Source organism: Nocardioides carbamazepini, from assembly GCF_024614185.1.
Classification (GTDB): domain Bacteria; phylum Actinomycetota; class Actinomycetes; order Propionibacteriales; family Nocardioidaceae; genus Nocardioides; species Nocardioides carbamazepini.
In genome coordinates this window covers 84389-97277 of record NZ_JAHTLF010000025.1, presented here as the reverse complement: position 1 = coordinate 97277, position 12889 = coordinate 84389, and the positions used below count along the sequence as shown (strand labels likewise).

Genomic DNA, 12889 nt, shown 5'->3' with positions numbered 1-12889 from the left:
TCAGTGCCTCCGGATCTTCGCTCGGGCGATGTCGGACAACAGCAGGAAGAGCAGGATCAGCGCCTCGATGATGAGGACCATCTCGACGGGCACCTGCGCGGTGCGCTGCATCGACCCGGCGCCGACCTCGAGGACCGCGATGCCGAAGGCGATGAACGGCAGCGCGAGCATGCTGCCCCGTGCCATCAGGCCCACGATGATGCCGAGGATCAGGAAGTTCGACTGCATGCCCTCGAGCATCTTGCCGTGGACACCGGCCACCTCGATCGCACCGGCCAGACCGGCGACGGCCCCGCCGACGACCAGACCCGCGCCGGCGAGCCGCGACGTGCGGATGCCGTGCACCTGGGCGGCGCGGAGGTTCGCGCCGACGGCGCGCATCTCGAACCCGGTCGACGTACGCCGCATGAACACCGCGATCACGATCACCAGGAAGACGGTCAGGAGGACACCCGTGTGCATGGGCGGCGCCTGGCCGATGCCCGGCAGCAGCGCACCCTCCCCGACCGGGGTGGTCGCCGGGTGGCCGGCACCGCGATCGGGCCAGACGTGGCTGGCGACGTAGTCGATGAGCTGGAACGAGATGAAGTTCAGCACGACGGTGCTGAGGATCTCGTTGACCTGGAACTTCGTCATCAAGAAGGCGGCGATCCCGGCCCACACGGCGCCCGAGAGCGCTCCCGCGACCAGGACGCAGGGCAGCAGCAGCACCATCGGCAGGTCGGACCAGAGGATGCCGAGCGCGACGCCACCGGTCGCACCCACCAGGAGCTGGCCCTCGGCTCCGATGTTGAACTTGCCCGTGGCGAGCGGGATCGCGAACGCATAGGCGCACAGCAGCACCGGGACCCACTTGTGGAGGGTCTCGATGGTCCCGAACCGGGTGTTGAAGCTGGTCGTCAGGACCGACTCGAACGCGGCGAACGGGTCCCGCCCGATCGCGGCGATGATCAGGCCGCCCACCACGAAGGCGAGCACCACCGAGACGATGTACGGCACGACCAGCCAGAGCGCCTCGACGACCCGGCGGGGTCGCTGCCCGGGGCCTGCCGGCGGCCCCGATGCGGCCGACGGGGGCGCGGTGAGGGTGTCAGACACGAGCTTCTCCCAGTCCAGTCATGCTGCGGCCGACCGCGTAGGCGTCGACGGATCCGTGTTGCCACTCCCCTGCGCGGGAGCCCTGGTAGAGCGCGATCACCCGGTCGGACAGGGCGATCACCTCGTCGAGGTCCTCGGAGATGAGCAGGACCGCGCAGCCGGCCGCGGTGGCCTTGCGCACCTGTTGGTACACGAACCGCGTCGAGCCGATGTCGAGGCCGCGCGTCGGGTTGTGCAGGATCAGCATCCGCGGCTGCCGGGCGAAGGCCCGGGCCAGGATGACCCGCTGGATGTTGCCGCCGGACAGGTCGCCGACGAGGGTGGCCGGGCCGTTCGCGCGCACCGAGAACTCGGCGATGGCGTCGACGGCCCGCTGCTTCGCGGCTCCCCAGTCGATCAGGCCGCGCCTGCGGACCTGAGGGCTGCGCTGCGAGCCGAGCACCAGGTTCTCCGTGATGCTCGCGGTCGGCAGGATGCCGTCGCGGTGCCGGTCCTCCGGCACATAGGCGACCCCGTGGTGCAACCAGGTCGAGGTCGCCAGCCCGCCCATCGAGCGGCCCGAGACCTCGACGCTGCCGGAACGCAGCGGCCGGACGCCGGCCAGCGCCTCCGCGAGCTCGACCTGGCCGTTGCCGGCGACACCGGCGATGCCGACGATCTCACCCTCGCGCAGCTCGAGCTCGAAGCCCTGGATGAGCTCGTGGCCCTGGTCGTTGACGACGACCAGGTCACGGACCGCGACCGCGGTCGTCGTACCGACCGAGGACAGGATCTCCTCGACCTTCTCGGCGTCCACCGCCCCGAGCGCAGCGGCATCCACCGCGGCACCGGGGTCCGTGGTGCTGCCCACCATCTTCTCGGCGAGGTGCTCGGCGTCGGTGTCCGCGCGCTCGATGGTCTCGACCCGGCGGCCGTCGCGCATCACGGTCATCCGGTCGCAGACGCTGAGCGTCTCGCGGATCTTGTGCGTGATGAGCACGACGCTCATGCCGTCGTCCACCATCGCCCGCATCGAGCCGAAGAGGTCGTCGACCTCCTGGGGAGTCAGGTTGGTGGTCGGCTCGTCGAGGATGAGCAGCTTCGCACCGCGGTAGAGGGCCTTGAGGATCTCGACCCGCTGACGCACGCCGACAGGCAGGTCCTCCACGACCGCGTCCGGATCGACGGTGAGCCCGAACCGCTCGCTCAGCTCGCGGATCCGCGCCTTGGCGTCGGACAGGTCCAGCCGCAGCGGGCCGGGCACGTCGGTCCCGAGCACGATGTTCTCGGTCACCGTGTAGTTGTCGACCTGGAGGAACGTCTGGTGGACCATGCCCACCCCGGCGGCGATGGCGTCCTTCGGCGAGCCGATGCTGGCCGGCTGCCCGTCGAGGAGGACCTCGCCGGCGTTGGGCCGGTACAGCCCGTAGAGGACGTTCATCAGCGTCGTCTTGCCGGCGCCGTTGCCGCCGAGCAGGCCGTGCACCTCGTTGCGCCCGACCACCAGGTCGACGGCATCGAGAGCGGTCACCGGCCCGAAGGTCTTGACGATCCCCCGCATCTCCAGACGCGGGTTCTCCACGGTCACTTCACCTCGGCCTGGTCGAGCTCGACCTCGATCGAGCCGTCGGTGATCCCGGCGACGGCCTTCTCGACCTCGGCCTTGACCTCGGCCGGGACGTTGCCGCCCACGTCGACGCTCGCGCCCTGGCCGAAGCCGATGACGTAGTGGCCCGTGGTCGTGCCCCCGTCGATGTCGGCGAGGATCTCGGCGAGCGGGCCCACGAAGTCGTAGAGGACGGTGGCCGCGTAGTGCTCGGGCCCGTTCTGGGACTTGTCGGTGTACTTCACGGTGACCCAGGCGGAGCCGGGGTCGGTGTCGTTGACGGCCTTGAACGCACCGACCACGCCGAGGTTGAGCGAGGTGACGATGACGTCCGCACCGCCGGAGATGAGCTGGCTGGTGAGCTGCTGCGCCTTGACGGTGTCGTTGAAGTCACCGCTCCACACGGGGGTGAGCTCGACGTCCTTGCCGCTGTCCGCGATCGCCTGCTCCACGGCGTGCACCTCGGAGTAGGAGAACGGCAGGCTCAGGCCGCCGAGGTAGCCGACCTCGCCGCTCTTGGTGAGGTTCGCGGCGAGCACGCCGAGCGGGTAGAACACCGTGTGGAAGTTGCGGTCGATCACCCAGACGTTCTCGGGCTGGCCCTCGGGCTCGCCGTCGAACTCGCCGATGAAGCGGACCTCGGGGTTCTGCTTCGCGATCTTGGCGGTGGCCTCGTAGAACTGCGAGCCGTGCGTCCAGACCACGTTGAAGCCGTCCGCGACGTACTCCTGGAGCACACGCTCGATGTCGGGCACCGCGACACTCTCGGAGTACGACACCTCGGCGCCATCCTTCTCGGCGGCCTTCAGCGCCTCGAGTCCGAGAGCGTTGTAGTCGGCGTCGGTGGTCGGTCCGGAGAAGATCGCCGCGATCCGCACCTTCCCGTCGCCCGAGCCGCCGTCGCTGTCGCCGCCGCCGCAGCCGGCCGCGACCAGCAGGACCGCCACCAGCCCCGCCATGAGTCGAATGAGTCCGCGCATGTCGCCACACCCTTCAAGGAGTCCCACGCCCGACCTACCTGGGGCCGCCACGAGGGCGGATGTGTCGGGCGTCACTTCGGGAGATCCTTGTGGTGCCTGGTAAGGGACGGCACCGGCGAGCGTTGCCCAACCGGATCCGACCTCTTGGGCAACTAATGCGAACCGGTCGGTCACCGGTATGCTCCCCGGCCCCAGGGCGTCCCGTCCGGTGCTGGAGGGCTACCCGGCCAGCGCCTGCACGGCGGCCCCCACCTCGGCCGCGCCAGCGACCATCCGCCGGACCCGTGCGATGGCCCTCGGCTGGTCGAAACCGACCCCGCCGACCACCCGGCCGGCGGCGGCGTAGAGGCCGACGAATCTGCCCTGCTCCGGGGTGCCGGAGGCGAGCACGAAGGTCGCGTCCGGCGACGGACGACCGACGATCTGGATCTTGACGCCGAACTGGTCCGACCACGCGTACGGGATCGCCGTCATCGGCCCGACCGCCTGGCCGGCGATCGCCCGCGCGACATGGTGCGCCTGCTCGGTGGCGTGCGTCCAGTGCTCGACCCGGATATGCGCGTCGAAGACCGGGTGGTACCAGCGCGCCACGTCGCCCACCGCCCAAACTCGAGCGCCCGCCCCGCCGGACGCGTCGCAGACGATGCCGCCGTCCAGTCGCAGCCCCCCGCCGTCGGCCCACTCCGTGTTGGGCACCGCACCGATCCCGACCACGACCAGGTCACTGTCGATCCGGGTGCCGTCGGTCAGGTCGACCGACTCGACGCCAGGCCCTCCCTGCACACCCTCGATCGCCACACCCGTCAACACCCGCACCCCGTTGCGCCGGTAAAGGCCGGCACACGCCATGCCGACCTCGGTGCCCAGCACCCGGCTGAGTGGAGCCGGGAGCGCCTCCACGAGGGTGACGTCCAGGCCGCGGTGGCGCGCGGCGCTGGCCACCTCCGCGCCGATGAACCCACCTCCGACGACGGTCAGGCGTGGCCGGCGTGCGAAGGCTTCCGTCAGCGAGCGGACATCCTCGATGGTCCGCAGCGTCTGCACACCGGGCAGTTCCCAGGCCCCGACCCGCCGCGCCCGCGCGCCGGTCGCCACCACCACGTGGTCGAAGCGCTCCTCAGTGCCGTCGGCGCAACGGACGACACCCCCGGACACGTCCCGGTCGAGGCTCGTCGCCCTCGTCCGGCGGCGATGGACGATGCCCCGCGCCGCCAGCTCGTCCGGGGTGCGGAAGTAGGTCCGACTCGGCTCCCAGGTCCCGGAGAGGACTTGCTTCGACAGCGGAGGACGGTCGTAGGGCGGATGATCCTCGTCGCCGATCAGGACCACCTCACCGAGATAGCCGTGGCTGCGCAGTCCCTCAGCAACCCGCAGGCCGGCCAGGGACGCCCCGACGATCACGATCCGTCGCGGAGCCATCACGACTCCGTCAGCCAGATCGCCTCGACGGGGCACGAGCGCACCGCCTCCCGGACGTCCTCCAGCTCGTCGGGGAGCACCTGCCGCCGGGCGAGCACGACGAGCGACGCATCGTCGAGGTCGAAGACCTCGGGAGCCGCCATCACGCAGTTCGCGAAGCCCTGGCACTTGCCCAGGTCCGCCTCGATGTTCATCGGGTGCCACCTTCTGTGGGGTCGGGGGAGTCAGACGCGACGTCGTCGCCGAAGAGGCGGTCGACGTCGTCCTCGGCACCGTGCTCGCGGACCCGGCGCTCGAGATCGGGGCGCAGACCGCCCGGCAGGTCAGGTACGGCGAGCAGCCGCCGCGCACCCTCGACGTCCTTCTTCGCGACGTTGAGGATCGTGTTGGCCTCGGCCACGGTCACCCGGTGGTCGGGCTCCGGGCGGCGAAGCAGGCGCATCGTCTGCCCGGCCTCCACCGCACCGGTCTCCACCACCCGCAGCAGGTAGCCGGTGAAGCTCTCCTGCTGCACGTACACGGCCATCTTCGGGACGCCGTAGCGCGCCGCGATCTTGTAGCACGGCGCCCGTGGCTGGGTGACCTGGACGACTGCCTCGCCGATCGCGAAGACGTCGCCGAGGCAGACCTGGCGCTCGGTGAGCCCGACCAGCGTGAAGTTCTCGCCGAAGGCGGCGCTGGCGGGCAGCTGGATGCCGAGGCGCTCCTCCCAGTAGGCGTAGTGCTCGTACGGGTAGACGCAGACCGCCTTGTCCGGTCCGCCATGGTGCTCGTAGACGTGCTCGTCTCCGGGGAAGCCGAGCGACCCGAGCTCGAGCGGGCCCTCCACCGGGCTCTTGTGGTACGCCGTGACGATCCTGCGCGGCCCCTGCCTGATCTCCCCGACCGCTCCGATGTTCAGGGCCAGCAGGTGCCCGGTGGTCTCGCTCATGTCGACCAGTGAAGTCGGCTCGGCCGGCCGGGGACAGGACGAACCGGCGAAGGAGCAATTAGCCCCGCTAATGGCCGCGGGCGCCGGTCACCCCGCCACGGCACGGACCGCGCAGCGCCAGAAGGCGTCGATCGCGCCCGACTGCTCACCGGCGCGCCGGGCCAGCCAGAGGCGGTAGCGCAGGCCGGGCTCGCCCGAGGTCGCGACGACGGCGAGCCCCTCGAGCTGGGTCGGGTTGACGAAGTCCATCTCCCACGGCACCGCGAGGAAGAGCCCGCGTCCGGCCCGCACCTGATCGATGGCCGCCGGCAGTGACGACTCCTCCAGCTCGCCCGCGACGGCCCCGACGGCCTCCAGAGGCGGCGCCATCTGCGCATGCAGCCAGGCGTTGACGGCGCGGGGGTAGAGCAGAACCTGCTCGCCCGCGAGGTCCGCGAGCCCGGCCGTGGGCAGCCCCGCCAGGCGGTGGCCGACCGGGACGACGAGGAGGGCGGGCTCGTCCTGGACCAGGAGCAGCTCCAGCCGGCGGTCGTCCGGGGCGAGCATGGCGAAGCTCAGGTCGAGCCGGCCCTCGGCCAGTGCGTCCAGCAACCGCGGGCTCCACGCGTTGTCGAACCCGATCTCGACCGACGGGTGCTCGGCCACGAAGGTCGCCACCGTCCGCTGCCGAGCACCGCTGCGCACGGCGTAGGTCGGCGACCCCACACGCAGTTCCTGGCGTGCCTCGCGCACGATCGACGCGGCCCGGGCGCCGAACGCGACGAGACCGTCGAGCACCTCCTGCGCCATCGGCAGCAGCGCCGCGCCGGCCTCGGTAGGGCGCGCGCCGCGGGCCCCCCGCTCGAAGAGCTGGACGCCCACCTCGCGCTCCAGCCGGGCGATCTGCTGGCTGAGGGCGGACTGGGTGATGTGCTGGTGCTCAGCAGCCCGTGCGAAGGTCCCCTCGGCACTCAGCGCGACGAAGTACTGGAGCTGGCGGACATCAATCATCGGCGCATCATGCCAGGCTGTCTCAGGGGATGATCGGCTCGCCGTCGGCCAGGTTCTCAATCCCCCGCTCGGCGTCCGTCCCCGGCACGACGTTGTCCAGGAGCAGTGCCGCGAAGGCGCCGACCGCCATCGCGCTGCCGCCGACGCCCATGACCGCGTTGGTCAGCCATTCGGGCCCGAAGTCGGGATCGACGACGGTCTCGAAGTAGCCGGCCACCGACAGCCCGGCGAGGATCGCGAAGCCCATGATGGTCAGCGTCCGCTGCGAGTTGAGGTCCACCCGTTGCATCGTCGAGAAGCCGATCGAGGCGATGATCCCGAAGGTGACCATGTAGAGACCGCCGACGATCGGGCTCGGGATGGTCGCGACCGCCGCGGCGAACTTGGCGAAGAAGCCGAGCACGATGAGCACGACGGCGCCGAGCATCACGACATAGCGGCTGGCGACCCGGGTCAGTCCGACGAGTCCCACGTTCTCGGCGTACGACGACGAGGCGACCCCACCGAACAGCCCCGTCACCGCGCAGCCGAGTCCCTCGGCGCCGATGCCGCGGTTCAGCTCCTGGCGCGACGGGTTCCCCCGCCCTGCCGCCCGCGAGATGCCGTGGATGTCGCCGAGCGACTCGATGGTCAACACGATGTACGCGATCACGATCGTGATGATGAACCCGGCGTTGAAGCGCGGGGCTCCCCAGGGGAACAGCAGACCCTCGGGGCTCCGGATCCACGGACTCTCGGCGACGGAGTCGCCGATCGTGACGAAGGTGAGGTACGCGGGATTGCCCTCACCGATCACGCCCAGATAGCTGAACACCATCGCGGCGACGTAGGCGACCAGGACCGAGAGCAGGATCGGGAACAGCGAGAACGCGCGCTTCCACGGCGAGAGGATCAAGGTGCACACCAGCACCGCGACGATGACGATCGAGGCGATGAACCAGTTCTTGGCGGACTCCTCGGAGGCCGCCCCCGCCAGGTTCACGCCGATGAGCACCATGGTCGGCGCGATCACGACCGGCGTCACGAACCGCTGGATCTTGCCGACCACGCCGAGATAGCCGATCGCGATGGACACGAGCGATCCCGCGAGGATCGCGCCCGCGACGTACTGCATCGAGACCTCGCCGCCGCTCGACCCGGCGATGATCGAGAACAGCGCCGGCAAGAAGGTGAACGAGACCCCCTGCACGATCGGGAGCCGGCTGCCGACCGTCGTCTGCAGCAGGGTCGCGAGTCCTGAGCAGATGAAGACACAACTGATGAACTTCGCGGTCTGCGCGTCGTCGAAGCCGAGCGGCTCGCGCAGCAGCAGGGGGACCGCGACGGTCGCACCGAACATGGTGAGCACATGCTGGAGGCTGAGTCCGAGTGCCTTCGGGAAGGGGCGGGGTACGTCGTCGACGCCGTAGAGCAGGCGCCGGGTCGGCGGGGCGGGGTCCGTGATGTCGTGAGCCATGGTCATCTCCCGGTTCGAGGTAGACCGACTCAATCCCGCCCCGCGCGCGGCAGCAATCACGAGAACGCGAAGGTCCCAGTAGCGCGGCTTATGGCCGCGCCCGCGTCGGCGGCCAGGCGTCTACCTGACCGCGGCCGGCGAGCAAGTAGCCTGCGCGGGTGCTGCCGTCCTTCGAGATCGCCGCCCGCCTCCGACCGGTCGCGCTGGTGGCGGCGGCCGACGCCTTCCCGCTGCGCGCACCCTTCGGCGCGGTCGAGGCGGCGGTCCGGGGCGGACAGGGCGCCGAGCTCGCGCTGCACGGTCCGGACGGGACCCGGCTGGCGGTCCGGCTGGACGAGGGCCGGGTGTCGCTGCGCGTCGGCCTCGGCGACGGTGAGCGGGTGCTGCGGAGCCGGCGCCACGGCCGGGTCGGCGCGTCAGCGAGCCGTCTCGGTCTGACCCTGACGGGCAGCCACCTGGCGGTGCTGACCCGGGAGCGCGACGGGTGGGTGGCCCGCGGGCGGATCGACCTGCGCGAGATCGGCGGACCCGACACCCGGGATCCGGCGTGGCTGGCCGGGCTGCGGCCGGACGCCTCCGGCGGGGTCGACGACGTGCGCGCGGGGAGCTTCGGGCAGCTCGGGCTCCGCGACGTCCGCGTCGTGTCGCACGCCGACGGGTCGCCGTACCGGGTCGGCGGTGACGTGCTCCTCACCGCGACCAGCGCCGGACCCGGCTTCTTCGACACGGCGCACACCTCGGTGTGGGCACTGTCGGCGTCCGGCGATCTCGACTGGCGCAGCGACCTGTTCTTCGAGCGTCCCGACCGGCCCGGCGTGTACGGCGACCACGCCACCCACCTCGTCCGCGACGGCGAGCGCTGGCTGGTCGCGACCAGCACCTGGTCCGACTTCCCGGCGCGCAAGGCCGACCGGGTGCCCGGCGCGCTCGGCATCACCCTCGCCGAGTCCACCGAGGACCTCACCCGCGGGCAGCACGTGCTGGCGACCCGGCGGCTGACGCTGCCGACCGACGGACCGAGCGTCGGGATGTGGGACCCGCACCTCGTGCGCCCCGACGGACCGGAGGGCGGCTGGCTGGTCGGCTACGTCAGCGCGCGGAGGTTCTTCGACTTCCACCCGCTGCTCGCCGCCGGACCCTCGCTCGACCACCTCGCGCTGCGGGGCGCGGCGACCGGCCGGCGCGCGACCGAGGGCACCACCCTGCTGCGGGACGGGGACGCCTGGCGGGTCCTCGCCAGCGACGGCCGGGACAACCGCCGGGCGGTCCGCGGTCGGTACCCCGTCTTCGACACGTCGCTCACCGAGGTCGGCGCCCTGACCGCGCCGTACCCCACCAACATCCCGTGGCCGACCGTCGTACCGCCCGACCCGGACGTGCCGGGCGACGAGTGGCGGCTGGTGACGTTCGACGGGACGAGGTACGGCGGCCGGCTGGCCGGCTACGGCACCCACGGGGACGTCGTGGTCATGCGCGCGGCGACGTCCGTCGACGGCTGACCGACGCCCCGCCCCTCCCCCGGGCGTCGCAGGCCTCCTGCGTCCCGCTCGGTGCCGTCGTTCGTGCACAGTCCAGGTTGTCCACAAGGGTTGTTCACAGGATCGTCGGGTGGTGTCGCTCCGAGGGGCAGATGCGTCGGCGTGGCCTGGTCAGGTGGCGTCATGGCCATCAAGCACAGGGAGACGGGCGTCGAGGAGCTGCCGCGCGGGAGCCTCAAGACCGCGTGCTCGGCCATAAGCGTTCCTTCTGGCAAGCCTCGTTCTTTGGTCCCTACTGCCGGCCGGGCGGCGTTCCTAGGGTGGCCTCCGAGTCGCCCTGACCCGCCCCGAGGAGGAGCCGTGACGATCATCGAGCAGCCCGACCGGATCGACCCCCAGCTGATGCGCGACGTGCTCGGCCACTACCCCACCGGCGTCACGGTGATCACCGCCCTGTCACCGGACGGCAGGCCCGAGGCCATGACGGTCGGCACCTTCATGTCGGTCTCGCTGGACCCCGCACTCGTGGCCTTCCTGCCCGCCCGGTCCTCGCGGAGCTTCGCCCGGCTGCGGCGCTCCCCCGCCTTCTGCGTCAACGTGCTCGGCGCCGACCAGGAGGCCCTGTGCCGCACCTTCGCCTCGTCCGCCGAGGACAAGTTCAGCGAGGTCGAGTGGCGTGCCTCGCCCAGCGGCAGTCCGATCGTGGACGGTGCGATCGCGTGGATCGACGCCGACCTGGACCGGATCAGCGAGATCGGTGACCACTTCCTCGTGGTCGGACGGATCCGTGCGCTCGACGTCGTTCGGCCGGCCCTCCCGCTGCTGTTCTTCGAGCGTGGCTACGGCCGGTTCGCCCCACTGCAGTTCGCGGCCGGGGCGCCTGCGCACCTGTTCCCGCTCCTGCGCGCCGTCGAGGCGGCGCGTCCGATCCTGGAGCGGACGGCGGAGACCATCGGCTCCGAGATCGTCGTGACCGCGGCCGTGGACGACCAGCTCGTGCACGTCGCCGTCATCGGGCACACGTCGATCCACCCGTCCCCTCTGGTCGGACGACGCCTGCCCCTCGCGCCGCCGCTCGGCTCCCTGCTCGTCGCCAACGCCGACGAGGGGGCACAGGATGCCTGGCTCCGTCGCTCGTCACGGGCCGGGGAGGACGGCGATCGCGAGTCGCTTGCCGAGCAGCTTCGCCTGATCCGCAGCAAGGGCTGGGTGCTGGCCCGGAAGAGCCCTCGCCACGATGAGCTCGACAACATGCTCGAAGTGATCGCGGACGATGTCCGCACGCCCGCGCAGGGTCGCGCACTGATGCGGCTCCTCGACGAGCTGCGCCAGTCGTACGACGAGTCGGCGCCGACGAACGTCTCGCAACCGACGGTTCGCATGCTGGCCGTCCCCGTCCGGGACGGCTGTGGGCGGGTCCCGTTCCAGATCGGCGTCCACGACGTGCCGGGTGCCGAGGACGACGTCCCCCTGACGCACATCAGGGCCGAGCTGGAGCGAGCGGCCCTGAGCATCGGCGGTCTGCCGAGCACCCGCGCCCTCGGTCAGGGCGACGACGGGCACAGATGTTCTGCGCGCGACCGCGCGCGAGGAGAAGGAGGTCTACCGTGAAGCGCGACCGCAAGATGGTCATCAACGCCGCCGTCATGTACGGCATGGGACAGCTGCACGACGCCTGGCGCGTCCGGCAGGGCGACGCCGACGACTACGTCAAGAGCGCCTACTACAAGAGGATCGCCCTGACCGCGGAGCGCGGCAAGCTCCACGGCGTCTTCCTCGCCGAGCAGATCACGAACGCGGAGACGGGCGCCGCGCGGCCGACGGGAGCGCTGGACACAGCCACCGTCTTGGCGGTCATGGGCGCGGTGACGGAGCGGGTCGGCCTGGTGGGCACCGCCTCGACGACCTACAACGAGCCCTACGAGGTCGCCCGGCGGTTCGCGACCCTGGACCACATGACCGGCGGACGCGCCGCCTGGAACATGGTCACCACCGCTCACGCCGGCACCGCCGCGCAGTTCGGCGCCGGTCCGCTCCCCGACGCGGCGCGCCGCTACGCCCGCGCGGAGGAGTTCATGGACGTGGTCGTGGCGCTCTGGGAGAGCTGGGAGGACGACGCCCTCGTCGGCGACAAGGAGACCGGAGTCTTCGCGGATGCGGCCAAGGTGCACGAGATCGACCACGTCGGTCCACTGTTCGGGGTGAAGGGCCCCTTGCCCTTCCCGCGCACTCCCCAGGGGCGTCCGGTCGTCTTCCAGGCCGGCTCGTCGGAGGCCGGGCGCAATCAGGCGGGTCGGCTGGCGGACGTGGTGTTCTGCGCTCAGCACACCCTCGAGGGCTCGCTGGAGTTCCGCACCGACATCCGCCGGCGTGCCGCCGCCTTCGGCCGGGACCCCGACAGCGTCAAGGTCCTGCCCGGCATGTCCACCGTGATCGGCGACACGGAGGCGACGGCGCGCGCGAAGAAGAAGCAGCTGTTCGACACCGTTCCGATCGAGGTCCATCTGGCCGGCCTGTCGAAGTGGACCGGGCTACCCGTGGAGGCGCTCGAGCTGGACCGACCACTGCGGACGGACCTCCTGGTGCCCGACGAGGAGTTCGCCGGGGGTGTCGGCTGGCGACGCAGTGTGGTCGGGCTGGCGGTCAAGGACGACCTCACCGTGCGCGAGCTGCTGGAACGGGCTCCGACCGCCCACCATCAGGTCGTGGGCACCCCCGAGCAGGTCGCGGACGCCATGGAGGAGCGCTACGTCGCCGGAGCGGCGGACGGCTTCAACCTGATGTTGCCGATCGTGCACGAGGCACTCGACGACGTGGTCGACCTCCTGGTGCCGGAGCTCCAGCGACGCGGCCTGATGCACCTCGACTACGAGCACGAGACCTTGCGGAGCAACCTCGGGCTGCCGACCGCCTCCGCGACGCGAGTGCCTGCCTGACCGTGACTCGGCAGCG

11 protein-coding genes are annotated in these 12889 nt (G+C 71.2%); 3 read left to right on the top strand and 8 right to left on the bottom strand.

The genetic code is table 11. The features are described from left to right. The 8 genes from KVF89_RS26540 to KVF89_RS26505 form a co-directional block, all read right to left on the bottom strand. Positions 1-1098, bottom strand: coding sequence for an ABC transporter permease (locus KVF89_RS26540; RefSeq protein ID WP_257430141.1), 1098 nt, complete (start codon positions 1096-1098; stop codon positions 1-3). Beyond that, a complete protein-coding gene (locus KVF89_RS26535; RefSeq protein ID WP_257430140.1) occupies positions 1091-2659 on the bottom strand; it encodes an ABC transporter ATP-binding protein in 1569 nt (522 codons plus the stop codon). Before KVF89_RS26535 ends, KVF89_RS26540 begins: the two co-directional genes overlap by 8 nt. A gap of 2 nt (positions 2660-2661) precedes the next feature. After that, positions 2662-3663: a BMP family protein gene (locus tag KVF89_RS26530; protein ID WP_257430139.1), complete on the bottom strand. Its 1002-nt coding sequence runs from the start codon at positions 3661-3663 to the stop codon at positions 2662-2664. A 219-nt stretch (positions 3664-3882) separates the two neighbouring features. Continuing rightward, entirely contained in the window at positions 3883-5082 is a 1200-nt protein-coding gene (locus KVF89_RS26525; RefSeq protein ID WP_257430138.1) for an NAD(P)/FAD-dependent oxidoreductase, read from the bottom strand. Beyond that, positions 5082-5276 (bottom strand): ferredoxin, encoded by a 195-nt coding sequence (locus tag KVF89_RS26520; RefSeq protein ID WP_257430137.1) that lies wholly within the window; start codon positions 5274-5276, stop codon positions 5082-5084. Before KVF89_RS26520 ends, KVF89_RS26525 begins: the two co-directional genes overlap by 1 nt. Next, positions 5273-6013: an MOSC domain-containing protein gene (locus KVF89_RS26515; protein ID WP_257430136.1), complete on the bottom strand. Its 741-nt coding sequence runs from the start codon at positions 6011-6013 to the stop codon at positions 5273-5275. The genes KVF89_RS26520 and KVF89_RS26515 overlap by 4 nt, the downstream gene beginning before the upstream one ends. An 87-nt stretch (positions 6014-6100) precedes the next feature. Continuing rightward, the gene (locus KVF89_RS26510) at positions 6101-7003 is read right to left on the bottom strand and encodes a LysR family transcriptional regulator (RefSeq protein WP_257430135.1); all 903 of its coding nucleotides are present in this window, start codon (positions 7001-7003) and stop codon (positions 6101-6103) included. A 22-nt stretch (positions 7004-7025) separates the two neighbouring features. Further along, positions 7026-8459 (bottom strand): uracil-xanthine permease family protein, encoded by a 1434-nt coding sequence (locus tag KVF89_RS26505; protein WP_257430134.1) that lies wholly within the window; start codon positions 8457-8459, stop codon positions 7026-7028. Between the two features lie 158 nt (positions 8460-8617). Between KVF89_RS26505 and KVF89_RS26500 the strand changes: the two genes are divergently transcribed. The 3 genes from KVF89_RS26500 (at position 8618) to KVF89_RS26490 (ending at position 12873) form a co-directional block, all read left to right on the top strand. After that, the gene (locus tag KVF89_RS26500) at positions 8618-9958 is read left to right on the top strand and encodes a hypothetical protein (protein WP_257430133.1); all 1341 of its coding nucleotides are present in this window, start codon (positions 8618-8620) and stop codon (positions 9956-9958) included. 339 nt (positions 9959-10297) lie between these two features. Next, on the top strand, positions 10298-11548 hold the full coding sequence (locus KVF89_RS26495) for a flavin reductase (RefSeq protein ID WP_257430132.1): 1251 nt from the start codon (positions 10298-10300) through the stop codon (positions 11546-11548). Further along, the gene (locus KVF89_RS26490) at positions 11545-12873 is read left to right on the top strand and encodes an LLM class flavin-dependent oxidoreductase (RefSeq protein ID WP_257430131.1); all 1329 of its coding nucleotides are present in this window, start codon (positions 11545-11547) and stop codon (positions 12871-12873) included. Before KVF89_RS26495 ends, KVF89_RS26490 begins: the two co-directional genes overlap by 4 nt. Positions 12874-12889 lie beyond the last annotated feature (16 nt).

What these genes read in the sequence shown, in the direction of transcription:
- KVF89_RS26530 (WP_257430139.1), bottom strand. Translation starts at nt 3,663, where the DNA reads ATGCGCGGACTCATTCGACTCATGGCGGGGCTGGTGGCGGTCCTGCTG.
- KVF89_RS26525 (WP_257430138.1), bottom strand. Translation starts at nt 5,082, where the DNA reads ATGGCTCCGCGACGGATCGTGATCGTCGGGGCGTCCCTGGCCGGCCTG.
- KVF89_RS26520 (WP_257430137.1), bottom strand. Translation starts at nt 5,276, where the DNA reads ATGAACATCGAGGCGGACCTGGGCAAGTGCCAGGGCTTCGCGAACTGC.
- KVF89_RS26515 (WP_257430136.1), bottom strand. Translation starts at nt 6,013, where the DNA reads ATGAGCGAGACCACCGGGCACCTGCTGGCCCTGAACATCGGAGCGGTC.
- KVF89_RS26510 (WP_257430135.1), bottom strand. Translation starts at nt 7,003, where the DNA reads ATGATTGATGTCCGCCAGCTCCAGTACTTCGTCGCGCTGAGTGCCGAG.
- KVF89_RS26505 (WP_257430134.1), bottom strand. Translation starts at nt 8,459, where the DNA reads ATGGCTCACGACATCACGGACCCCGCCCCGCCGACCCGGCGCCTGCTC.